Consider the following 21,824-nt stretch of genomic DNA (forward strand, 5'->3'; position numbering starts at 1 on the left):
GTCGTCACGAGGCGACGGTCGCGCGCGCCGGGTCCTCGGGTTCGCCCAGCTCCGCGAGGGCGTGGCGGGCCTCTGCCGCGATCGGATCCTCCGGCAGCAGCCGCAGTGCGCGGCGGAAGTACTCGGCAGCCTGCTGGCGGGCACCACCGCTCGCCTCGGCCATCGCGAGGTTCACCAGCACGGTCCCCTCGGCGTCCCGGTCGTCGTGCACCGAGGCGATCCCCAGAGCGGCCGTGAACTCGGCCCGCGCCGCGGTGAGCCGCCCTGACCGGGTCAGCGCGCTCCCGAGGATGTTGCGCGTGATGAGCTCGCCGTACCAGTCCTTGCCGGCCCGTGCCGCCGCCGCGACCTCCGACACCAGAGGGGCCCAGTCCGGTACGTCGCCACCGGTCTCCACGAACTGGTGCAGCGCACTGGTCAACAGCCACGCGTTGGCCACGTCCTTCTCGGCCAACAGCTTGCGGACGGCGCTGGTGAACTCCACGTGCCGCGTGGTGAACCAGTGGCGCGCGGCTGCGGCGTGTTCCCCGTCCAGCGCGCCAGCAGCCTCCAGCACGGTCCGCACGTACGCATCCGGCCCGGTCGGCTCCTTAGGCTCCTTGGGCGGCTCCGGCACGTCGGTGAGCAGCTCCTGCTGCAGTTTCCGGAGCTCCTGGCCCGGCTCAGTGCCCAGCACGTCCACCAGCGCGGCCCGGGCCTTCTGGTACGCCGCGAGCGCATCGGCCCGGCGTCCCGCGTCCCGGTACGCGACCACCAGCCGCGCCCAGTTCGTCTCCCGCAGCGGGTCCTCGGTCGTCAGGCTCTTGCACAACGCCACGGCGTCCGCGAATCGCGACGTACCGATCAACGCGTCGGCCAGCCGCTCACGCACCGACCAGCGCAGCTCAGTCAGCCGCGTCACCTCCGGCTGATGCTGGTCGGTGACGAGCCCTTCGTACGGCGTACCCCTCCAGAGCGACTGCGCCGTCTCCAGGTGCCTCAACGCCGTCGGAGCATCTCCCGCCGCCAGGGCGTCCCCACCTGCGGTCAGCAACGTCTGCATGCGATCCGAGTCGAGCTCACCGGCCTCCACGCGGATCCGGTACGCCTTGGAACGGCTCTCGATCCGCTGCCCGTCCACACCGAGCGGCGGGAGGGTCCTGCGCAGCTGCCAGATGTACGTACCGATATTGCGCTCAGCCGAGACCGGGGGCGTCCTACCGGACCAGACCGTGTCGACGATCTCGCCGACGCCGACCCAACTGTTCGCCTTCACCAACAGCAGGGCAAGCAGCGCCCGGGGCTTGTCCGCCCGGATATAGCTGACCGCATCGGTGCCATCGATCTCCACAGGCCCCAGCACCCGGAACAACACCGCCGCACACCTCCACCTGCGCTGGACTCAACGAACCCCTCCGACGCAAAGAGCCACCAGACGGTTCCGTACACACCGCCGACATTCCACTACTGAAGGTAACTACCCAAGTGACACCCATCAAACCGGATCGGTGGGTCAGAAAGACCCCCAGACACGACCGCGGGCGGCATCCCACCTCCGAGAGGGGATGCCGCCCGCCAGATCGGCTCAGCTCAGATCAGCTCAGTCCCACCACTGGAACTGCCACCCGTACGCACAGTCCCACTCCGGCGCACAGGTCGTGTCCGGATCCCGGTACCAGACATCCGACACCTGGTACCCGTTGTGCCGCGTGATGTTCATCAGCTTGATACACGCATCCTGGGTCGCACAGGTAGTCGTGTGCTCAGCCTCCGTCTGCGCCCGCGCCGCCGTCGCACCCCCGACAACCAACCCGGCCGCAGCCGCCCCCATCACGAGCACTCGCCCGATCGCTCTCATACCGAATCTCCCTCACGTCACATTTCGTTGCCCTACGCAACACCGCCCGACGCTAGCCCCACCCCACCACCTCACCAACTCATTCGACCCAGCCAAAACTCCGACATCGCTCCGCCCGAGAACAGCAACACCATCGAGACACACCGGCCGGTCAAGTCAGGTATGCGCAAACTGAGACAATGCCGCAGTAGGGCGATCCGTTGCCCGTGACAGGAGGACTGACGTGGACGTTGACATCCGGATCGCCGGCGGAAGCGACGACGACCTTGGTGCCTCGCGCGACTGGCTGAGCGCTGAGGACGAGTTGCGAGGGCACATCCGGACCGTCGACGCACCCATCGGTGAAACCGAACTCGGTTCGCTGCCTGAGTTGCTGACCGTCGCCTGCGGCGCCGGCGGAGCCGGTACGGCGCTCGCCACAGCGCTGATCACCTGGCTGAAGACGCGCCGGACGAGCGCGAAGCTCACGGTCGAGTCGGGCGGCCGGTCCGTCACGCTGGACATCAAGACCGTTGAGGACGTGCGGCCACTCCTTCACGACATCCTCGACTCCGTTCATGGCAACTAGCCCATCGTCGTACGGCACCTCTCGCGCAGTACTGGTCGGTGTTTCCGACTACGCCCACAGCGGGTTCACTCCAGTACGAGCAGCAGACAACAGTGTCGCGGCGATGCAGGCGCTGCTCTCGGATCCGGACTTGTGCGGATGGCCGCTGGACAGTGTCATCGTCATCTCCAACCCAGGGTCGGTTTCCGAGCTCGGCATTCGCTTGACCGAGCTCGCCAGGGAGACAACCGGCGTTCTCCTCCTGTACTTCGTGGGCCACGGCGTCGTGACCGAGCGCGCGGAGCTCTGCTTGGCTCTGAGTTCGACGCATCCGGATCATCCAGGTATCAGCGGCCTACGGTGGGAGACCATCCGGCACGCGTTCCTCAGCTCTCCTGCCCGAGTACGCATCGGCATCCTGGATTGCTGCTTCTCCGGCCGAGCCATCGAGGCACTCTCGGGAACCGGCGATCAGGCGCTCGCGGATCTCGCGGACATCCGCGGCTCGTACATCCTGACCGCCTCGAGGAGCAACCGCGCCGCTCATGTTCCACCTGCTCACGAGCAGCATGCCGCCTGCACGACCTTCACCGCCGAACTGCGCGACCTGATCAGAACCGGCATCCCCGGCAAGGCCGATTGGCTCACCTTCTCCGACATCTACCCCGAGCTGCGACAACGCCTGACAACCAAGGGCTTTCCCGCACCGGACCGTCGCGGCACCGACACCGCCGACCAGTTCCGCTTCGCCGCGAACGCCGCGTCCCGGCACATCTCGCGCCTCTCGACCCAGGCGCCTGACTCGCCGGCGTCCGATCCGACTCCCGCAGCAGGCGGGGCCCCGTCACCGATGGTGAGACGCGCCGCCGAGCAACTCGTCCGAGATCTCCAGGACCGCGTCCACAAACTGATAGCCGACCTGCAAGATGCACGCGCCGCCGGCGACACCGACAAAGCAGCAAGCACAGAGCGCCAACTCGAAGGCGTCAGGGCACTCTTGCAGCAGGCGATCAAGACCCGCACGGAGTTCAGAAGTTGACCGAGGTCCCCTGAACAGCGCGTCGAACATCTTCCCTCCCAACAAGAGATTCCAGCCCGACCCGTGATGATCGCGAAGGCGTCGCTCAGGCTTTCCCCGGCCCGGATCGGCAACAGAGCTGCGCATCACCATCCGAACCGACGCTCTGAAGCCGGAACCCAACAGGTGGCCCCCGGCCGACGACCCGGGGAAGAGCTGGTCGCGACGTCGGCACGCTCGGCTCACTCAGGAAGGCCCCACCCCGGCTCCTTGCTCCCGTCATCGATTCGGAGCCCCAGCCCAGCAGATGGGTCGAACCCGCGACCATCGTGTTCACGCCGCCCGGCCGACTCGGAGGTGGCTCCGTCCAGGAGCCACAACTGCCAACCGGACCGTTCCCCCAGGAGGGAACTCGCCCCGGCGGAGGCCCCGCAGCCGGCCTGGACATCGAGGCAGCGCGCGAACATCACCATCGCCTGCCACTCACTTGACCTGCCCGCATCGCCCATCCACCTCGTCGTCGACATCAGTGACCTCGCGGACGTGCTTCTTCTCCGGTGCGGCGGACTCCGCGCGGGTTGATGTGACGACTACCTGGGATGGGCGGAGGAGTTGTGTGCCCAAGAAGTAGCCGGGTCTGAGGACGGTGAGGATGGTTCCGTCGGGTCGGCCGTTCGCCGGCTCGGTGCGGACAGCCTCGTGGAGGCGCGGATCGAAGGCGGCCACGTCGCAGACGGGGCGCACACCTTCGCGTCGGAGGATCTCCAAGAGCTCGTCGACGATGCTCTCCAGCTGCAGGTCGCCGGTCCGCGGCACGAGTGAGCGGATCCGGTCGACGAGCAGCAAGAGCTCACGGAACACAGGGCTCAGTAGCTGCTCGCCGAGGCCGCCACGGGCCGCCGCCAGCTGATCGTGCAGCTCGTCGACGAGACGGCTCTTCGTCGCGTCCTCCAGGAGCCTTCGCCGGAAGAGGTCCCGCAGGCCCGAGAGCTCTTCGAGTACCTCCGCCAGCGAGGGTTCCAGCACTTCAGATTCCATGGTGGGCGATGCCGAGCTGCTTCGCGTTGTGCTTCCACACCGGCATCCGGTGCAGAACGACGTACAGCGTGACCAGACCCGCGACGATCAGGATCCCGAGGCCGTGGTACCCGATCATGAACAGTCCGATGATCACCGCCACGCCCCAGCCACCGAGGTTGGAGTGGAAGTACTTGACCTCTTCGGCCCGGGCCGCGAGCTGCAGGTTCTCGGTCAGCGAGGCACGCAGCGCCGCATCGTCGTACTTCAGTTTCAGCGCCCGTCCGGACATCGTCTTCGTGACCTCGATCTGGGCCGGCGAGGTGACGACGTAGGTCCCGCTCCCGGTCCGCGACCACTTCGTCAGGTTGACATCGTGCAACGCCAGCGCCAGGTAGTACTGGAAGAACTCCACGTCCGCGTGTTCCGCGACCACCAGCTCCATCAGCTCCAGGGCCTTCTCGGGCGCACCCTTGTGGATGAAGATGTTCGCGATCGCCGTGCGGTACAACGGGTTTCCGGGATCGAGCCGCAGCGCGATCTCGTACTCGCCCAGAGCCGGATCCAGCTGACCCCGCGCGGCATAGGCCTCGGCGAGGTCGAAGTGGTACACGGCGTTGTTCGGCTGCAGCCGGATCGCTTCGTTGAACTCGAACTCGGCGTCGCCGTACTTCCCCATCAGGAACGACGAGTTCGCCCGGATGGACCACGCCTCGTGATCCGCGCCGTTCACCAGGATGGCTTCCCGGGCGGCGTAGTACGCCGAGTGGGCGTTGTTCTGCTCGAAGTAACGCCGCGCCGCGCCGATCCAGTCGCGGTGTTCGTCATCCGGGCGGGCAGGATCGACGGAGTGCGGGCGCGCGGTCCTGATCTCCTGGTCGAAGCGCTGCCGCTTCACCGGGTCGAGCAGCACCCGCTCCGCCTCCGCCAGGTCACGCACGCGCCGTTCAGCCTGCGCCCGTTTCACCGGATCGGACTGTGCGGCGCGCTTGTTCCAGGTACGCCGTTGTTCGCGGACGGCGCGTTTGACCGCGTCAGCATCGGCCGTCTCGGCAATCGCCAGCAGACCGTAGTAGTCGACCAGTTCGAGTGTGTCGGACATGTCTCACTTCACCCCCACTTGTTTGTTCTTCCTGATCGCCGCGGCGAGCTCTTCGTCGGTGAGGTTGGCCACCCGATCCACCTCGAAGGTGCCCAACGACGTCCCCGTCGTCAGGTCGACGACCTCGACCTGGATCGTCTGATCGATGTCGTAGTGGAAGATCACCTCGATCGGCGCCCCGGCGGGGTACGGCGGAATCGTGAGCGGCTGGCCACCGTCCGGGTAGCGCCCCCTGGTCACCAGCCGGACGTACTCCGGATCCTCGTCGTCCCCCTGGGTGACATGCACCCGGATCGTTGTCTGCCCGTCGTCCGCGGTACCGAAGATCTCGGACCCGGAGCCCGGGATCTTGCTGTTGCGGGCCAACACGATGTTGTTGCGCGGCACCCGGAACTGGTTCAGCGCGATCACGCCCAGACCCTGTGAGGTGACGTCGCAGATCCGCGGCGGCGGCACGACGAGGGTCGGCCCCCCTGACTCCAGCAGGTTCGCCTGGATCGCGGCCCCTAGGGCGACCAGCTCGTCCGGGTTGGCGACCTGCCGCGGATCCTTTCCTGCGATGTCCGCCAGCATCCGCGACACCATGGGCATGCGAGTCGACCCGCCGGTCAGCAGTACTTCGTCGATGCCGCCGAACTCGAGGCCGAGCTCCTCCACCAGTGAAATCGTCAGATCCCTGGCCTGGTTGAGCAGATCGCCGGTGATGCTTTCGAAGATCTCCCGCGTCACGACGATCGTCTCGGTGACTCCTCCGCCGCTCAGCACGACCCGGGTGACCAGGTCCTGGCTCAACGCGTGCTTGGCCAGTTCGGCTCGGTCTCTCAGATCCGCCTCGGACTCGAAGGTCTCGGTCAGGTCCGGTCCGCCGGCCGCGCGGAACCGGTCGTTCAGCCACTCCATCAGCCGGTTGTCCCACTCGAAGCCGCCTAGCTCGTGCAATCCGTCCGTCCCGATCACGTCGAAGACGCCGCCCGAGATGCGCAGCACCGTGACGTCGAAGGTGCCGCCACCGAGGTCGAACACCAGCACCGTCGAATCGCCGCCGTTGACGAGGCCGTAGGCGAGCGCGGCCGCGGTGGGCTCGTTCAGCACTCGCAGCACGTTGAGCCCCGCGATCCTGCCCGCGTCCCTGGTGGCGCGCCGGCGCGCGTCGTCGAAGTACGCCGGTACGGTGATGACCGCGTCTGCCACCCGACCCGTACCGAGAGCCAGCTCGGCGTCCTCCTTCAGCTTGCGCAGGATGAGGGCCGACACCTCCTCGGCTGTGTACTGTTCGCCGGCCGACGTTTCGAACTTCCAGTCCCGGTTTCCCATCTGGCGCTTCACGAATTGCACGACGTCGAGCGGTGCGGTAACCGCCGAGCGTTTCGCGAGCGATCCGACGAGAACGGACGTGTCGGCCTCGAAGAATGCCACCGAGGGAGTGATCCGCTCACCTTCACGGTTCGGCAGAAGTTCCGGCCTTCCGGTTTGCGTGACAACCGCGATCGCCGAAAAAGTGGTCCCGAGGTCGATTCCGACGACCGGACTCGCCGCGGCCATCTACGCCCGGCCCGGATTCATGTGTTTGAATTTCCGCTGCGCGTCGGACTCCGACTCCCGGTCCGTGTACCAGGAAACCGTGCGACAGCGGTCGCTGCACGCGATACAGGCGATCCCCTGCGCGGGGCGCTGCTGACGCCGGCAGTGCCCGCAATAGTAGACCTCGTTCTCCGCCATCGTTCCTGTCCTTTCGATCCGGCACCGGCACGCCGGTGCCCTGGGTGACATCGCCCCGGCGGGCCTGGTGCGGCTGGGACGATTCCTGGGATTGACATCTACTGAGGGTCACGGTTTGGTTGACCCTGGGGGATCGCACCGGCCGGTGGAGAGCCGGCCGACACGATCCATGGCGTGCGATCAGCAGTTGATTTGCGGGGCGAACCAGAACATGAGTCCAGTCCAGAAGCCGGCGGAGCCGAAGCAGTGCCAGATCATGGTGCCCACCTCCTCGGTGGTGAGTAGGGAACTTTCGCCCCACTCACCGATCCCGATTCGCGTCAGCACGGAGTTCCGGGCGTGACCGCCCGGGTCGATCTGCTCACCAAAGAACTGGACAACCTGCATCGCGGCCGCGGCTTGCACGCCCCGGATGTGGTTGATCGTCTCGGGCCCCTCCTGTCCGCGCTGATCTTCGGCGACAACGAGCCCAACGAGGTGCTCGGCCGTGGCCTGATCAGCGCCCATCTGTTCGACGCCGCGCGGACCCTTCCGCCCGACCTGGAGAAGGTCTTCCTGGCCGGGCTCGGCGTCGGCGACACTTCGCCGCACCTGACCACCCGGCTGGAGAACGTCGGCAACGCGCTCCAGCGCGGCCCGCGAACCGTTCTTCGACGGCTCCGCGACGCGAACCGCGCGGTCGCCCTTGTCCTCGAGCGCAGGACGCGGGTCAGCGACGACCAGAATCCCTTCGCCGCCAGGGGCTGGTACGTCGACCGGATCGAGTCGCACGCGGTGATCGGCGATCGGCCACGGTTCATCGGTGTCCGCGACATCAAGGTCACCCAGGACGGGATCGCGACGCTGTGCGAGTCCTTCAGCGTCCCGCACGTACCGGGTGGGCCGGACAACGCCGAGGTCGAGGTGCAGGCAACCGAAGGCTGCGAGTCGATCGACATCGACCGGTACTCGACCAGCTCCTGGCTCCTCACCATGCACCTGCCCCGGGCCTTCGACACCGGCGAGAGCCATCGGGTCGGCGTCAGCGTGACGATGCCTTCCCGTGAGTTCATCCGCCCGTACAACGCACTCGTCCCGGTCCGGCGGACTCGCTCCTTCCGCGCCACAGTGCGGTTCGAGGACGGCGACGAGGCAGCACGCGTCTGGCGGTACGACGGTGTGCCTCCGCCCGTCATCGAGGACGGCCAGCCGACCGATCAAGAACTGGCCTTCGACGACGACAACGCCGTTGTCGCGGATTGGCCGAACGTCCGTCAAGGTCTCGCCTACGGCATCGGCTGGGCCTGAAGCCCGCCGGGGTCGACCAGATCGTCCAGTACGTCGCCGACCGCACACCGCGGTTCGGCCCCCAGGACCTCCAGCGCCGACTGCCGCAACGCCGCTTCGACCGGCACTCCTGCGAGGGTCAGCCGCCGGAACCGCCGGCGAAGGTCGGTGATCGCGACCACGTCAGCGTGCTGCGCCTGCGGTGCCGCGGCCTTGTCGTGCTCGGCGTCCAGCGGCAGCATGCAGGTCTGCAGCGGATGCAGGATCGCGTCGTTGACCCATGGCTTGCCGGCAACCCGGCCGGCAACCCGGAGCACGGTCTGGATGTCTCTCAACAGCTCGGCTCGCGCCGCAGCCGTGCCGACACCACGCAGCCCGCCGTCGTGCGCGCTCTTCTCACCGGTCCAGGCATCGAGCGGCCACGCCGAACTCGTCCGGCCGTCACGGCAGGCGTACCCCCGCATCACCCGGAACAGGATCCGCAGCCACTCCCCTTCGACACACTCCTCCAGCGCATCGTTCACCCGGCCGGCGATGCCGTCGTTGCGGGTCGGCTTGGCGGGCAGCCCGCGCCGTACCCGAGCCTCGCGCTCGTAGTCGGCCACCTGCGAGCCGACCATGCGGCGTACGTATCCGGGCCGTTCGGCGACCATCGCGAGTGACTCGCCGAGCTGTTCGAGCCGTCCGAGCACGCGGGCGTAGACGTCGTGCACGATCCCCAGACAGTCCGAGTCGCGGCAGAGCTGGTGCACGGTCGCGACCGCCGACGTGTACGGCGCAGCACGAGTCGGACAGGCCCGCTGGCCGACGGCCACGTGCGCGCGCCGGCGCAACGTCGCCGTACCGAACCAGACGAACTCGGCGAGCAGCGGATCAACAGTGCCAGACATTCTCGGCGAGCCTCCCCGGACCGATCCGCGGCGCCGGGACCACCGGCGCCGCCCTTCGATCCATCGTCAGGCGCGCCGTCGCCAGAGCCTCGAGATCGGGCAGGACTGTCAGCTATTTGTCCGGTCCGCCCTCAGACGTCGCCCAGTATCAGCCGGCCGACAGGCCGCGCGAGGCTCGGGTCGTACTGCAGCCAGGGCGCCATCGCCACCGATCCCCACGGCATCAGGATCAACGGCGGCGGTGACAGCAGCACTGCCGAGGTCCTTCGTCCGTCATCTGTCGCCGGATCGTGGCCGTCGAGCACATCGGTCAGCATCGACGCCAACGGGCCGACAGCGACATCGGGATCGTCGGAGACGTAGGGCACCGCTTGGGCTCGAATGACCTCCAGCAACTCAGCCATCAGCGCACAGTCGCCCAACGCGGCGACGGCCTCGACCGCATACTCATTGCCCGTCACGACGTAGGAAGCGACAGCCGACCGGTCCTTGCTGTCGCCCTTGGCGTACCTGAACTCTTGTGCGATCGTCAGCGCGGCCAGAGCGCACTCAGCTGCCCGCCGCGGCTTCGAGCCCATCGAGAGCCACAGCTGCGTGGCCGCCAACGCCGTACCGATCGCCGCCGAGTGGGCGCCCGCGGCCAGCTCGGACCGCCACATCTCCTCCATCCGCAGCGCCGCGGCTTCGGGATGTCCGCGCGCCGCCTCGAGGATCGCCTCGGACTGGTCGAGCAAGGTCGAGACCCCGCGGGAGAACCCACCCGGTGGATCAGCCTCGATCTCGGCGAGCATCGCGCGCCCGGTCCGCAGGTCGGCCGCGGCCGCGCCGGTTTGCCCGAGCGCACTGTTGATCCGGGCCCGCAGGGCGTACGCCGAGATCACCAGATGCGCTTGCAGGAGCGGATCGAACGCCTCGATCGCGTGATCGAGTTGCTCGATGTCCTCCGGCCCGCCGACCCCGGCCCGCATCCGGGTCATCACCGTACCCAGTGTCCGCACGGCGGCCAGGTCGTCGCCGGGGAAGTCCCAGGGCCCGGTCACGGTGCCGAGCCCGGCCACGATGTGGCGGAAGCGGGTTCGCTGTTCCTCGTCGCCGGCCCTCTCGATCAGCGGCCACGCCCGCCGGGCAAAGTACTCCGCGGTGACGGAATCCGACCGCAGCACCGCGCACTCCATCTGGCACAGCTGCCACTGCGCCTGGAAGTACACGTCCACTTCGCCGAGCCGGTGTTCCGCCAAGGTCAGTTGCACGAGCGCGGCGGCCGCATCGTTGTCCTGGATGCAGATCCCGGCGGCCACGATGTGGACGTGCGGCGGCAACAGCTCCTCCGGTGCCCAACCGGGCCGCGACAGCATTCGGCCCAGTAACGGACGCATCTGTCTGGCCGGACCGTCGATCCGATACAGGTGCTCCACGCCCCTGAACTGAGCGGCGTACGCCTCCCGCAGGAGGTCGAGATCGGGTGCCGGCTCGTTGATCTCGACCAGGACGGCCGCCTGCCAGGACCAGTCCGCCTCGTCGAGCGGCTGCTCGAGTTCGGCGTACGCGACCGCCAGGTTCACCGCGCAGTCGATCTGGTCCTCGGGTTGGGTCACCATCCCGGCGGCGGTGATCCAGTCGTCGATGCCGGCGTACAGGTCGGTCTCCGACCGCGAACGAGCCCGCTCGAGATAGGCATCCGTGACGGTTTCGCGGTCGAGCTGGTCGGCGTGCTCGATGATCCAGTCCAGGTCGTCGGCACCCTCGTCACCAGGCGTCGAGGTCGCGCGGACCACCAGCGTCCAGGCCAGTTCCGGACACGGTGCGATCCGGACGAACTCGCAGACCGCGTCCAGGCAGCTGAGCGCGGTCGGCGTCCACTCGTCGTCGTCCTGGGGCGCCGTCAGCCGCAAGTATTCGAACAGTTCGCCCGCAAGTGCCTCGCGCCAGTGCCCGGGCTCAGCCGCCGTATCGGTCACCTCGACCATCCGCCGTACAACGGCCCTGGCATCCTGGCCGAGGTCGACGAGGGGCTCGAAGCGGTCGAGCAGATCCTCGAGAGCGACCTGGATCTCCGCATCAGTCCGGGTCATCGGCCACGTCCGGAGTGAGGTAGGTCGCGAGCGAGGCCCAGAAGAACGGCGACACGGCCGCCGTTGGCCGGGTCCGCCAAGCCGACAACTGCTGGAGCTGCCACTCGCGCAGAGCACGCACCGGACGGTCGGTGCGGTGGGCACGCAGGACAGCTCGCGCAAGGTGGGTCGTCGGGCCGGAAGGATCGCCCGGCGCATCGGCAGGCAGCGACCATCGTGTGCAGGTCACCAGATGCGCGCCGGCATTGACGGCGGCGACCGGCAGGCCGCTCGCCTCCAGGAAGCGGGCGTCGTCGCTGCCACAGCCGATCAGGGCAACCCGGGCGGGAGACGGCCAGGTCTGCGGTTCGGCCAGCCAGTTGGCGGCGCTGAGCTTGTCGATCTCACCCTGTCGCTGGAACACGAGTGCCGTCGCCGCCGGTTCGTCCTGATGCCCGGCCGCGACGTGCCCGACGTACAGGAGCCGTGTCCACGGCGCTCCGGTCAGCGCTTCGCCCGCCATCCGCGCGCTCATCGTGTAGGTGCCGGGGGCAACGACATCAGCTGCGAGATCGATGGCCAGTCCGGCCGGGAGGCCACCTGGGTAGATCGAGTAGTCGTGGCGTGCGGCGTCACGGGGCGGGCCTGCGTCGACGATCGCGAGGCCGGCTCCCTCCGGGCTGAACGGTGCCGCGGTGCGCGTCCGGGTCGCGACGATGCCCGGTGACATCGCGCCGGCGACGACCGCGGCTTCGATCAGACGCCGATGGTCGGAGTCGACGACCAGGGCCTCCCAGGGTAGGTTGGCAAGCCAGCCGCGGGTGGCGACGTAGACGGTGTGAGCGCCGTCCGTCAGCTCTTCCCGCAGCGTCGGCGGGATCAGTCGCGTGCCCAGCAGAGTTGCCAGTTGGAGCTCGTGGTCGGGCACCAGCAGGGCGCTCGTGCCGTCCCGGAGCGGGATGTCGAGCGCGGCCAGTTCCTCGTTGCGGGTGTCGCGGATGACACCCGCGTCGACCGCTCTGGTACTCGCGCCGTCGTTCAGCAGCAGCGACCACGCGACGTCGACACCCAGCGGCTCGAGTGTCAGCCGCCAGACGTGGGTGGTCATTCGGAGCTCGATGCGGCGGCGTACCAGATCTCGGCCGCGCTCGGTCGGCCCGGACCGTCGGCAGGATCCCGTGCAGGAAGCATTTCCTCCTCGTTCGCGCCGTTCGGCCGCCAGACGTTGAGCGGCGCGCCACCGCCGGTCGCCCACTGCGCGAGGGCCCTGCACTGCCGTGCCTGCGGTACGCCGGCGTCGTCCGGCAGGCCACCGTAGAACGTCGCGGCCCGCGTCAGTGCCTGGGACGCCGTACCCCGGAGGCTCGCGACCGACCGCCCGCCGACCGCGAGCCGGAGCGCGCTCAGACCCCTTGCCGCCCAGCGTTCCGCGGCCGCACGATCGGCCGCACGACCTACGGGCGCCCGATGACGGGCACCGCGCGCGTGGACGTCGACGAAGAGCGCCGCAGCGGCGACCTGGCCCAGTTGCCGCAGTACGGCCGCATCGAGCTGGTGGGTGCCCATCCAGGAACCACTCTCGGCCCGTAGCTCGAGGTCGACACTTGCTAAGGGCAACGGCCAGGACGACGCGTACAGGGTCGCCTGGAGTAGTGGCGGCGGTTCTGCGGGCGCGGCCGATGTCCCCAGCAGGGCCAGGTGCGGTGCGGGCGGGAAGACGTCGACAACGACGGACAGCGCGCCGCCTCTGATCGACCACGAGACCGCTTCCTCGTGGCGGGCGGTCGCTCGTGACGGCGTACGGTCCCAGTCGACAGGGCCGTTGCCGTGCCACGACGGCAGGTCACCGTGACCCAGGTCCTCAGCAGGTTGCGGACGCAACTCGTCCAGCACGTCCCAGGCGCGGTCCGGATCCGCGCCGGACAGTCCCCAGTCGGAGATCGCGGTCAGCAACTCGATCTCGTGGACGACGTCCGAATGCTGGTGGAGTCCTGGCTCCAGGTACAGCTCGACGGTTCGCAGACCGCCCAGGATCAGCTCGGCGACTTCCGCCGTCCGGCGAAGTTCCGAGTCCGCGCGGCGGGCCTGGGCGGACCATTCGATCAAGGTCGGTGCCCAGTCGACGATCGCGTGCGGGCTGTTGTGCTCCGGGTCGAGGACCTCGGTCAGGCCTGCTTCGAGGACGAGCTGCTCCACCACGAGCAGGGGCAGATCGAGGGCGATCGGGCTACGGTCGCACAGCCAGCGGAGTACCCCCAGTCTGACCAGCGCGTCCCGCTCGGGCGACGCGACCAGCTCGGGCGCCGGGATCCCGGTACCTCGCGCCGCATCGGCCGCCGCCGTACCGAACAGGATCTCGGTGGCCGCGGCGGGCTCACCGGTCAGACGGAGCTGCGGAACGTCGTGAGGCGCCATCGGGTCCACCGCGAGGACTCCGTCGGTCAGTGCGATGAAGACGAGTCCGGCGGCGCCGACCGGCTCGGGACCGATCACCACCGCGCCGTCGGGAGCGGTCCTGAGCTCGATCGCGTCAGGCATCGACGACCTCCTGCGGGAACAGCACCGGGAACTGCGCCCGGAGCTCGTCGGGTGTCAGGGTGAGTTCGCTCCACGCCGGACCGAACCTGCCGCGGACGAACTCGACGTAGTCGGCGGCCGTGCCGGCGAGCAGCGACCGATGGTCTACCAGCACGGCGCAGGCGCGGTTGAAGCGTTTCGTCGACGGCTGAGCGGTGGGCGGTTCGAGGATCCACTGCGGTACGACTTCGGGCACGGCTTTGTCGAGGGCGGGCCCGAGCAACCGATGGACGTCGGCCGCGGTCAACGGTGGTCGCGCGTTCCGCTCGTGCGCGTGCAGGCCCATCCAGGTCTTCCGGACCAGTGCCGTCGACAGAACCTCCGAGTACTCGCCGACATCGCCATATCTCTCGGTCAGCTGTCTCCCGGCCGAGGAGCAGCCGAACCAGACCCTGATCTTGGCCGCGATCTCGAGGGTCAGAGGCTCGTCGACCGGGCCGGTCGCGACTGGACGGGTCTTCTGCCGGTTCGCCCAGATCCGTGCGGCGTCGGCGACTCGGCCGGCATCGGCCGATGCCACCGAGATGCTGCGCAGGGCGGTCCGGTGTTCTGCCTGGAACAGGCCGAATCCCGCGCACGTACGGCGTACTTCCTCGTCGGCGCATTTGTGCGGATCGTGCCCGCCGCCACCGATGAAGTGCAGGCGATAACGTCCGCACACACTGCGGTCGGCGCCGAGCTGCCAGGAGTTCTCCCGCCGTACATGGACGAATGGCGGCCGCTCGTCACTGCCCAGACCGATCGACGACGCGTGATCGTCCCGGGACGATCGGTCCCACTGGTCGTGATAACGCTCCAGGTACAGGGCCACGAGCTCGTCGTCGGCGAGTCTGTCCTGGCGCTCCGCGACGCTGAGCACCAGTCGCTGCGCCACCTCCTGCGCGGCAAGTTGTCCAGGTGGATCCTGCGCGTACGCCGTACCGACAGCAGTGCTGCTCGGTTCGCTCAGCGAGCTCCGGGTGATCCGGATTCCCTGCTCCGCGGCGAGCTCGACCGCCGTACCGACGATCAGCAGTTGCAGGTCGACGGCCTCCCCGATCAACGGACAGAGCTTGTCGATCAGAGCTTCGACACCCGGCAGCAGCTCCGCGTCGAGAGGATCACCCGCTCTCGGAACCGTGCCGAGATCCCACCGCGCGAGCACGATCCGGCTCGCAATGTGCCGGAGCACATCGCTGCGTTGTGCACCCGAACCGTAGCGGAGCCGCTGCGTCCACTCGGGGCCTCGCAGCAGCTGGGACAGCACACTGTGCACAGTAGGTGTCGGTGTCATCTCGCCCCCGGTCGATCGCTCGGCGTTTCTCTCAACTGACGGACACCCCGACCACGAAGCCTGCGGCCTGATCGACGAGGGCCTCGACCGCGTTTCCGCCGGCCGACGGCTGCCAGTCGAGCTGGATCCCCTGGTCCTCGAGGGGCTCGTCGGCCAGCAGCAGTTGCTGACGGCTCGTCAGCACCAGCTCGCGGATCGCAATACGGTTGCTTGCGGCAACATCTGGGTCGACACGCGCGGCGTAGCCGTCCGAGATCAGGTAGACAGGCAGGGCACCGGACACTGCGATCACACCGGTTCGCTCCGGAGTCAGCACGACCGCCGCGAGCTGAACGCTGACCCCGTCGAGAATCCTGCCCTCCTTGGCCAGCCGGGCGCGCGCAGCCGTCAGCATGTCGACGGGCCGGCCGGCTTCGCCGATACAGGCGTCGACGGCCACCCGCGCAAGGTCGGCCGGCCCGGTGGCGCGGGCAAGGAGGATGGTGGCCCTGCCGGTCAACGCGACGCCGAGTGCCGAGTCGCCGGCGCTCTTCAGACTCCAACCGTTGATGCCGACGGCACAGGCGCTGCCCGGTACGGCGCGGGCTCGCAGGCTGATGATCATCGTCGAGACCTCCACCGGCGCCAGAACGCCCGTAGCAATCGGACCAGTCGGCCGCGCGGTCGCCGCGGTGGTTGTTCCCGAGCGGCGGCGCGGGCGGCGAGCGTCCGCTCCAGGTAGGCACGCGCCCAGGCGTCGAGCTCTGGCCGCACCGCCGTACCCTCGAACTCGGCTTGTGGAGCGGCGAGAACCATCACCGCATGGTGCGCGGCCGCGTCAACGTCGTCGGGAGTCGACGCGAGCCCGAGGAACCACTCGACGTTGGTCGTTCGCGGGGTCAGGCAGCTCGCGGCCTGTTCGGCCAGCCACTGACTCCGCTGCCGCGACAGCACGGCGCTCAGCAGGTAGGCCGGGAGCAGCTCCGCCGCCGGCAACTGCCCCGACGGAATGTGACGGGCGATCAACTGCCGCGCGACCCCGACCAGGTGCTGCCATCTGCCGGCGAGCTGCCGGAGATCCTGATGCTGCGGCGCCCGCGACACGACATCGAGCGCCGACGACTCGAAGAGCCTCGTCACGATCGTTCCGGCTTCGGGATCGCCGTGCAGGGCCTGGGTCGCCAATGCGCCCAGTCCGTCCCGATCGCACCTGTGCCCGTGGAAGATCGGCGCCGCTTCGGGATCAAGGCACCGGATGAGCTCGGCGGCCGCCCGGTGCTCGTTGACCAGGTTGGAGCGTCGGCGTTCCGCTACCTCGGTGAGCGCCACCACCTGGGCAGGGCACGCCTCCTGTGCCCACCCGATCAGGCGTTCCAGGTCGCGCCCGAGGACCAGTCGGACGGTGTCGGCCCAGTGCGCCGCCATGGCCGCGGCCAGGTCGCGCGGACCGGCGTACGTCGTACCGGCGAAGGTGAAGGCATTGCCGGGAGCCGGCGCATCCGCGCGGACCGGCGGTTCCTGCGGTCGCGGAGCGTCGGGTACGGGTTCACCGGCCAGCCACCGGGCGATCTCTTCGGCCCCGAAGCGGAGTGCGCTGTCCCGGATCAGCAGACCGTGGACGAGTCGGAGCCAGCGGTCGTCGAGGCCTCCAGGAATCTCGGGATCGCGCTGGGCCAGCTCGGCCCGGATCGTCGCGGGGCTGTGGAACTGCCGGTTCGGACGCTCGTACGGATGCCGGCCAGTGCCGAGCTCGGCGAGCGACATCCCCAGCGACCAGTAGTCTTGCGGGGGATGCACCATCGTCAGTGCTTCCGGAGCCTGGTACGCCGCCGTCGCCTGGCGTCCGGGAACGGTCGGAGCCAGCTCGTCGACGAGCACCACGGAACCGGTGTCACTCAGCTCGATCCGCAGCGGATCGATGCTCTCGACCAGTAGGTTGGCCGGCTTGATGTCGCCGTGCACGGCGAACCGTCCATCGGCTTGTTCGGTGTGCAGGATCGCCACGGTGTGCGCGAGCTGCCGAAGGATCGCCTCCAGCTCACTCGCGGTTCGCGGAGCCGGCTGGTGCCCACCCGCGGCGAACACGTCGTACAGCGAACCGGCCGGCCGGTACGGCATCAGCTCGAAGGCGACCCCGTTCTCGGTGCAGGTGTCCAGCAGCGGGACCAGGGCGGCACCGTTCGTACGGCAGTTCTCCCAGAACTCCCAGATCTGCTGGAGATCGTCGCGCCGGGTCCGCCAGGCCTTGACGACGACATCGCCGTACTGCGCGGTGGTGAAGCGGGTGATCCGGCTGTGCGGGGCCGATCGCAGCTCGGCGCCGGGACCGAGATCCGGCCATGCCTGTGGATGACTCGGCAGCTCCTCGTCGATATCGGCCGGGTCGACGACGGTCGGCGGCGGCCCTTGCCCGGCCGGAGGCCCCGCGAACGGCGGATCGAGCTCGGTCGGCGGCGGAGCCGGGAGCAGAACGGTCGTCATCGCAGACTCCCCGGATCACCGAGGATGGCCAGCTTCAGGGTGCAGTTGCGGGCCAGCCGCAACGACGCGCGGGCCTCCAGTCGCTGCGGGCCGGTGCCCTTGATCGGCCGGTCGCCGATGAACGTGTTGTTGGTGGACCCCTCATCGACGACCAGGAAGTGATCCGGGAAGACCTGGACCTGGACATGCTTGCGAGAAACGTTGGGATAGTTGTCGAGCTGGTCGGCGAGCGGGCTGTCGGCGGTCCGTTGCCGGCCGAGGACGAAGTCGGTCCGGTCCACCGTGATCGGCCCGCCGTCCAGGGTGAGCAGCACCTGCAGCCGCTGCCCCGCCGCTGGAGCGACCGGTCGGGTCAGACCGCCGGCGGCCCGGATCGGCAGCGGTTCGGCCCAGCTGACCTCGTCGGCCATCCGCTCATGGCCCCGGATGCAGGCCGTCGCCCACTCGTCGGCGAAGCCGTCGCCGCATTCCGCGCAGCTCAGTCCTGCCATGAGGTACCCCGCAGGGAGAGTCCGGCCGCGGCGGCGCGCCTGCCGAGCTCCGCGAGTACGCCGGGAGTCGGGATGCCGATCATCCTGATCTCGCCGTCGACGACGTCCACCTGGATCCGCCGGCGATCCGGCAGTGCCGTGTCGACGTAGCGCGATCTGCCCAGTGGTGTGAGCGCGAGGAGTTGCTGGTTGTCGGAGCCGCGGAGCGGGAGGTACCCGGCCTCGGTCCGGACGAACGGCTCGGTGATGACCGCGTCCGCGCCGGCGATCGAAGGACGCCCGTCGCCGAGAACCCAGCTGGTCGGACGCCCGGTGTAGACGAGGATGTCGGCAGCGGGCCGGGTCCGGCGGATACCGGAGATCAGTGCCTGAAGGGCCTCGGGCTGGTCGGTCGGCTCGCCGCCGCTGATCGTGACACCGTCGACCTCGTCGAGGCACGCAAGCCAGTCGAGGACCTCGTCAACCTGTCTGCGGGAGGATGCCGGCGTACCCCAGGTGTCCTGGGCGACGCAGCCCGCGCAGCGGATCGAACAGCCCTGCAGCCAGATCGCTGCCCGGGTGCCGGGCCCGAGCGCCTGGACCGGGAAGGCCGTCCGGCTGATCAGGATCTCCATGTCAGACACTCCTGGTGCGGAGGCCGGTGGACGTCAGCTCCTCGACGCGGAGCGCCGAGCCGGGGCGACTTCCCAGCAGTTCGCGCCCGAGCGGATTGACCAGGCGGCTCTCGATCACGTTCTTGACCCCGCGGCCGCCGAACTGGAGGACATCCGGATCGGCAACGGCCGCACTGAGGTCGGCCAGGACCTCTCCGCTCAGCCGGAGCTCGATGCCGAGGCGCGCCTTCACGGAGCCGGCCAGCGTCCCGAGTTTGTCCATCAACAAGTCGCGGGCGGTCTGCGCGGACAGGTAGTCGAAGACCAGGACGTTGTCGCCGATCCGGTTCAGGATCTCCGGCCGCTTGAGCACCGCGGTGAAATGCCGGAACACCTCCGCGCGGACCTTCGACTCGACCTGGTCGTACGGTTCGCCCGGGAGCACCAGTGGCTTCCCGCTGTCGAGCTCGCCGTCGCGGCGGTAGATGCCCAGGTTCGAGGTGAAGACGAGCAGCGTCTCGCCGAAATGCACCGTGCTGCCCGAACCGTCGGTGAGCCGGCCGTCCTCGAGAATCTGCAGGAACTTGTCCAGAACCAGCGGGTGCGACTTGTCGATCTCATCGAAAAGCAGGAGCGAACAGGGTCGCTGCCGAACCGCGTTCGTGAGCTGACCGCCGGACTCGTACCCGACGTAGCCGGGTGGCGAACCGATCAGCCGGGCCTCGCTGTGCGAGGTCGCGTACTCGCTCATGTCGAACCGGACCATCGCCTCCACCCGGCCGAAGACGGCGATCGCGAGCTGCTTGGCGAGGAACGTCTTGCCGACGCCGGTCGGCCCGGCCAGGAAGAGAACGCCCCGCGGCCTACTGGAATGCTGTGACTCGTCCCAGTCGGACAGTCCGGTCACGCTGCGGCTGAGTACGTCGACCGCCTTGCGGACCGCCGCCTGCTGCCCTCGTACGACACTGATCCCCGAGTCGCCCGGTGGCTCCTCCTCGAGCAGGATGCGGCCGGCCCGCTCGACACGTTTCCGCATCCCCTCCGAACGCCAGGGCGAGACCCGCAGACCTGACCTGGTGCCGCGAACGGCGTCCTCCAGGTGAGCGACCTCGACCTTGCGGTCGGCCGCGAACCGTCCTACCTCGCGCATCTGCGCCTGGGTCATTCCCTCGCACAGGTCGGCCAGTTGCCGTACGGCGGACTCCCGCGGTGCCTCACTCAGCTCGCGGAACCCGTGGAAGGCGGAGACGATCGAACGCGCCACCTGGAGCCGGACGTCCTGGTCGGGCAGTGGGATGGACAGCACGTGTACGCCCCGGGTCATCAGGTACCAGTTCGGGAGGTCGTGCTCGCGGTTGACCGTCCAGACAAGCGTGTTGAACAGCGGTCCGCGGTTGTCCCCGGTCGCCAGCGGTGCTGCGGCGAGGGCACGCTGCTGGGCCACCGCGAACACCTCGCGCAATGGCGACACGGACGAGGTCTCGGCCAAGCGTTCGGCGCCGGAGACGATCAGGGCCGCCCGTCCGTTCACGCCGGTGCCGCTGGGGCTGAAACCGTCGACGACGCGCAGTGCACTCATCAGGGAGTCCGCGTCGCCGACTCCCTGGTTACCGGACTGTCCGCCGTGACCGCCGAGGAGCTGGTCCGCCAGGCCCGGTGTGGCTTCGGCGACCGGCGTCAGTCCGCCGTCGACGTTCCACTGCAGGACGAGCGAGTAGCCCGACTCGAGGAGCGTGCCGGTGACCGCCTGGGTGAAGGAGCGCCAAGCCGGCCTGCCATCGCTCGCGGGCAGCAGATGCTGCTCGTTCGGGGCGCCGACGAGGACGAGATGCGGGCTGGTAGCCAGACGAATGCTCAGCTCGCCGAGCCATTCCGGACGCGCGTTCATCATCACCCTTCCCCGAAGGTCTGCTGAAGCTGGTTCTCGCCAGGTCGACGGGCGGTTCGTACCGCGACCGTCGACAGCGGCAATGTCTCCTCGTCGACGATCCGGACGCGGGTCGCCTCGATACCGACCTCGCCCGCTTGCCGTTCGACCTCGGCCGCCGCGACACAGACGGCGTCGTACGAGCCAGGTGCCGGGCAGCGCCGACCGCGCTCGTCGGTGATGCCGACCTGTTCGGCAACCGCGGCGCCGTTGACCAGCCGGACCGCGATGCCACGGTCGTGGTGGGCGTGGGCGATGAGGCGATCCTCGCCGACGTCGACCTGGTACCCGAGGCCGCGCCACAGGCCGGCGAGCACCGTGAGGGTGTGCGCGTCGTTCTCGTCCTGTGCGAACTCGGTCCGAAGCCTGGCGGCGGCGAAGACCAGCTGTCCCGAGTCCACGTCGTACCCACCCTCGTGCCGCTCGATCGCCACGGACACGTCGCTCTCGAGCCGACGTACTCTCGCGTGCAGGTCGGGGCGAAGATCGTTGCCCGGGGCATTCAATGCGTCGGCGATCGCGGCCGCGTGCTCGAGTTCGAGCAGGGTGCGACGGCGGTCCTTGGCCGCTTGGACGGCTTCCTTCAGCGCCTCGAGAGCGGCACTGCGTTGACCGGCAGTCGCCGACCTGAGCTCCGTCAGGGCCGCCTCCACCGCGGGCGGTGCCGGTTCACCGGCGGGCAACCGGGTGAGCAGTGCTTCGACCATCCGGTCATCGGTCGTCGCACGCGCACGGGCCCGGCTGAGCTGCTGCTCCAGTACGACGAGTTCCGGCGACGGCCGCTCGACGTCGTCGGTGCCCTTGAAGGCCAGGTCCACTGCCTCGCGGGACGGCAGGGTCTCGACCGGGGCGAGATCGGTCAGCCGGTCGAGTTGCGCAAGCATCCGGCGCCGGGCGCGCTCGATGCGGCCGCCACGGATGCCCTGGTTGACGGCGACCACGCGCCGGACCTGGGCACGCTGCGCCTCGCTGAGTTCGAAGCTGACCACTCGTTGACTGCTCACATCGGTTCCCTTCGTCGTCACCCCCTGACGGACAGACCCGGGACCGGTTTGT

Annotated in this window: 19 protein-coding genes; 3 read left to right on the forward strand and 16 right to left on the reverse strand. The window is 68.9% G+C overall.

What is annotated here, in order from left to right:
* Positions 1 to 4: 4 nt before the first annotated feature.
* The gene (locus tag AB0M51_RS27405) at positions 5 to 1,354 is read right to left on the reverse strand and encodes a BTAD domain-containing putative transcriptional regulator (protein ID WP_363751082.1); all 1,350 of its coding nucleotides are present in this window, start codon (positions 1,352 to 1,354) and stop codon (positions 5 to 7) included.
* Positions 1,355 to 1,579: 225 nt separating this feature from the next.
* Positions 1,580 to 1,837, reverse strand: coding sequence for a hypothetical protein (locus tag AB0M51_RS27410; RefSeq protein WP_344200632.1), 258 nt, complete (start codon positions 1,835 to 1,837; stop codon positions 1,580 to 1,582).
* Between the two features lie 223 nt (positions 1,838 to 2,060).
* Here AB0M51_RS27410 and AB0M51_RS27415 point away from each other — a divergent pair, with 223 nt between their 5' ends.
* Together AB0M51_RS27415 and AB0M51_RS27420 are read left to right on the forward strand one after the other, a co-directional pair.
* Positions 2,061 to 2,405, forward strand: coding sequence for a hypothetical protein (locus tag AB0M51_RS27415; protein WP_363751084.1), 345 nt, complete (start codon positions 2,061 to 2,063; stop codon positions 2,403 to 2,405).
* A 103-nt stretch (positions 2,406 to 2,508) separates the two neighbouring features.
* A complete protein-coding gene (locus AB0M51_RS27420; RefSeq protein ID WP_344200638.1) occupies positions 2,509 to 3,423 on the forward strand; it encodes a hypothetical protein in 915 nt (304 codons plus the stop codon).
* Positions 3,424 to 3,885: 462 nt separating this feature from the next.
* Here the strand turns inward: AB0M51_RS27420 and grpE are convergent, their stop codons facing one another.
* From grpE to AB0M51_RS27435, 3 genes are read right to left on the reverse strand one after another with little or no spacing between them, the layout of a single operon-like run.
* Entirely contained in the window at positions 3,886 to 4,440 is a 555-nt protein-coding gene (gene grpE, locus AB0M51_RS27425; RefSeq protein WP_363751087.1) for a nucleotide exchange factor GrpE, read from the reverse strand.
* Positions 4,430 to 5,521 (reverse strand): tetratricopeptide repeat protein, encoded by a 1,092-nt coding sequence (locus AB0M51_RS27430; protein ID WP_344200644.1) that lies wholly within the window; start codon positions 5,519 to 5,521, stop codon positions 4,430 to 4,432. Before AB0M51_RS27430 ends, grpE begins: the two co-directional genes overlap by 11 nt.
* A gap of 3 nt (positions 5,522 to 5,524) precedes the next feature.
* Positions 5,525 to 7,063 carry an Hsp70 family protein gene (locus AB0M51_RS27435; protein ID WP_344200647.1) on the reverse strand — a complete coding sequence of 513 codons (1,539 nt, stop codon included), beginning with the start codon at positions 7,061 to 7,063 and terminating at the stop codon, positions 5,525 to 5,527.
* A gap of 516 nt (positions 7,064 to 7,579) precedes the next feature.
* Here AB0M51_RS27435 and AB0M51_RS27440 point away from each other — a divergent pair.
* Positions 7,580 to 8,527: a hypothetical protein gene (locus AB0M51_RS27440; RefSeq protein WP_344200649.1), complete on the forward strand. Its 948-nt coding sequence runs from the start codon at positions 7,580 to 7,582 to the stop codon at positions 8,525 to 8,527.
* Here AB0M51_RS27440 and AB0M51_RS27445 read toward each other — a convergent pair.
* The 11 genes from AB0M51_RS27445 to AB0M51_RS27495 all read right to left on the reverse strand — a co-directional run bounded on the left by AB0M51_RS27445 (position 8,506) and on the right by AB0M51_RS27495 (position 21,772).
* Positions 8,506 to 9,396 (reverse strand): hypothetical protein, encoded by an 891-nt coding sequence (locus tag AB0M51_RS27445; protein ID WP_344200652.1) that lies wholly within the window; start codon positions 9,394 to 9,396, stop codon positions 8,506 to 8,508. The two genes, AB0M51_RS27440 and AB0M51_RS27445, sit on opposite strands and share 22 nt — an antisense overlap.
* A gap of 131 nt (positions 9,397 to 9,527) precedes the next feature.
* Entirely contained in the window at positions 9,528 to 11,468 is a 1,941-nt protein-coding gene (locus tag AB0M51_RS27450) for a hypothetical protein (RefSeq protein ID WP_344200655.1), read from the reverse strand.
* Positions 11,455 to 12,555, reverse strand: a complete 1,101-nt coding sequence (locus AB0M51_RS27455; protein ID WP_344200658.1) for a CHAT domain-containing protein — start codon at positions 12,553 to 12,555, stop codon at positions 11,455 to 11,457. Before AB0M51_RS27455 ends, AB0M51_RS27450 begins: the two co-directional genes overlap by 14 nt.
* On the reverse strand, positions 12,552 to 13,985 hold the full coding sequence (locus tag AB0M51_RS27460; RefSeq protein WP_344200661.1) for a hypothetical protein: 1,434 nt from the start codon (positions 13,983 to 13,985) through the stop codon (positions 12,552 to 12,554). Before AB0M51_RS27460 ends, AB0M51_RS27455 begins: the two co-directional genes overlap by 4 nt.
* Entirely contained in the window at positions 13,978 to 15,270 is a 1,293-nt protein-coding gene (locus AB0M51_RS27465) for a hypothetical protein (protein ID WP_344200663.1), read from the reverse strand. Before AB0M51_RS27465 ends, AB0M51_RS27460 begins: the two co-directional genes overlap by 8 nt.
* Before the next feature lie 58 nt (positions 15,271 to 15,328).
* Positions 15,329 to 15,901, reverse strand: a complete 573-nt coding sequence (locus AB0M51_RS27470; protein ID WP_344200665.1) for a hypothetical protein — start codon at positions 15,899 to 15,901, stop codon at positions 15,329 to 15,331.
* Positions 15,898 to 17,757: a hypothetical protein gene (locus AB0M51_RS27475; RefSeq protein ID WP_344200667.1), complete on the reverse strand. Its 1,860-nt coding sequence runs from the start codon at positions 17,755 to 17,757 to the stop codon at positions 15,898 to 15,900. Before AB0M51_RS27475 ends, AB0M51_RS27470 begins: the two co-directional genes overlap by 4 nt.
* Positions 17,754 to 18,248, reverse strand: a complete 495-nt coding sequence (locus tag AB0M51_RS27480) for an FHA domain-containing protein (RefSeq protein WP_344200669.1) — start codon at positions 18,246 to 18,248, stop codon at positions 17,754 to 17,756. The genes AB0M51_RS27475 and AB0M51_RS27480 overlap by 4 nt, the downstream gene beginning before the upstream one ends.
* Entirely contained in the window at positions 18,236 to 18,862 is a 627-nt protein-coding gene (locus tag AB0M51_RS27485; protein ID WP_344200671.1) for a 4Fe-4S single cluster domain-containing protein, read from the reverse strand. Before AB0M51_RS27485 ends, AB0M51_RS27480 begins: the two co-directional genes overlap by 13 nt.
* Position 18,863: 1 nt before the next feature.
* On the reverse strand, positions 18,864 to 20,732 hold the full coding sequence (locus AB0M51_RS27490) for an AAA family ATPase (protein WP_344200673.1): 1,869 nt from the start codon (positions 20,730 to 20,732) through the stop codon (positions 18,864 to 18,866).
* Positions 20,732 to 21,772 (reverse strand): hypothetical protein, encoded by a 1,041-nt coding sequence (locus AB0M51_RS27495; RefSeq protein ID WP_344200676.1) that lies wholly within the window; start codon positions 21,770 to 21,772, stop codon positions 20,732 to 20,734. The genes AB0M51_RS27490 and AB0M51_RS27495 overlap by 1 nt, the downstream gene beginning before the upstream one ends.
* Positions 21,773 to 21,824 lie beyond the last annotated feature (52 nt).

Source organism: Kribbella sp. NPDC051137 (assembly GCF_040682535.1).
Classification (GTDB): domain Bacteria; phylum Actinomycetota; class Actinomycetes; order Propionibacteriales; family Kribbellaceae; genus Kribbella; species Kribbella karoonensis.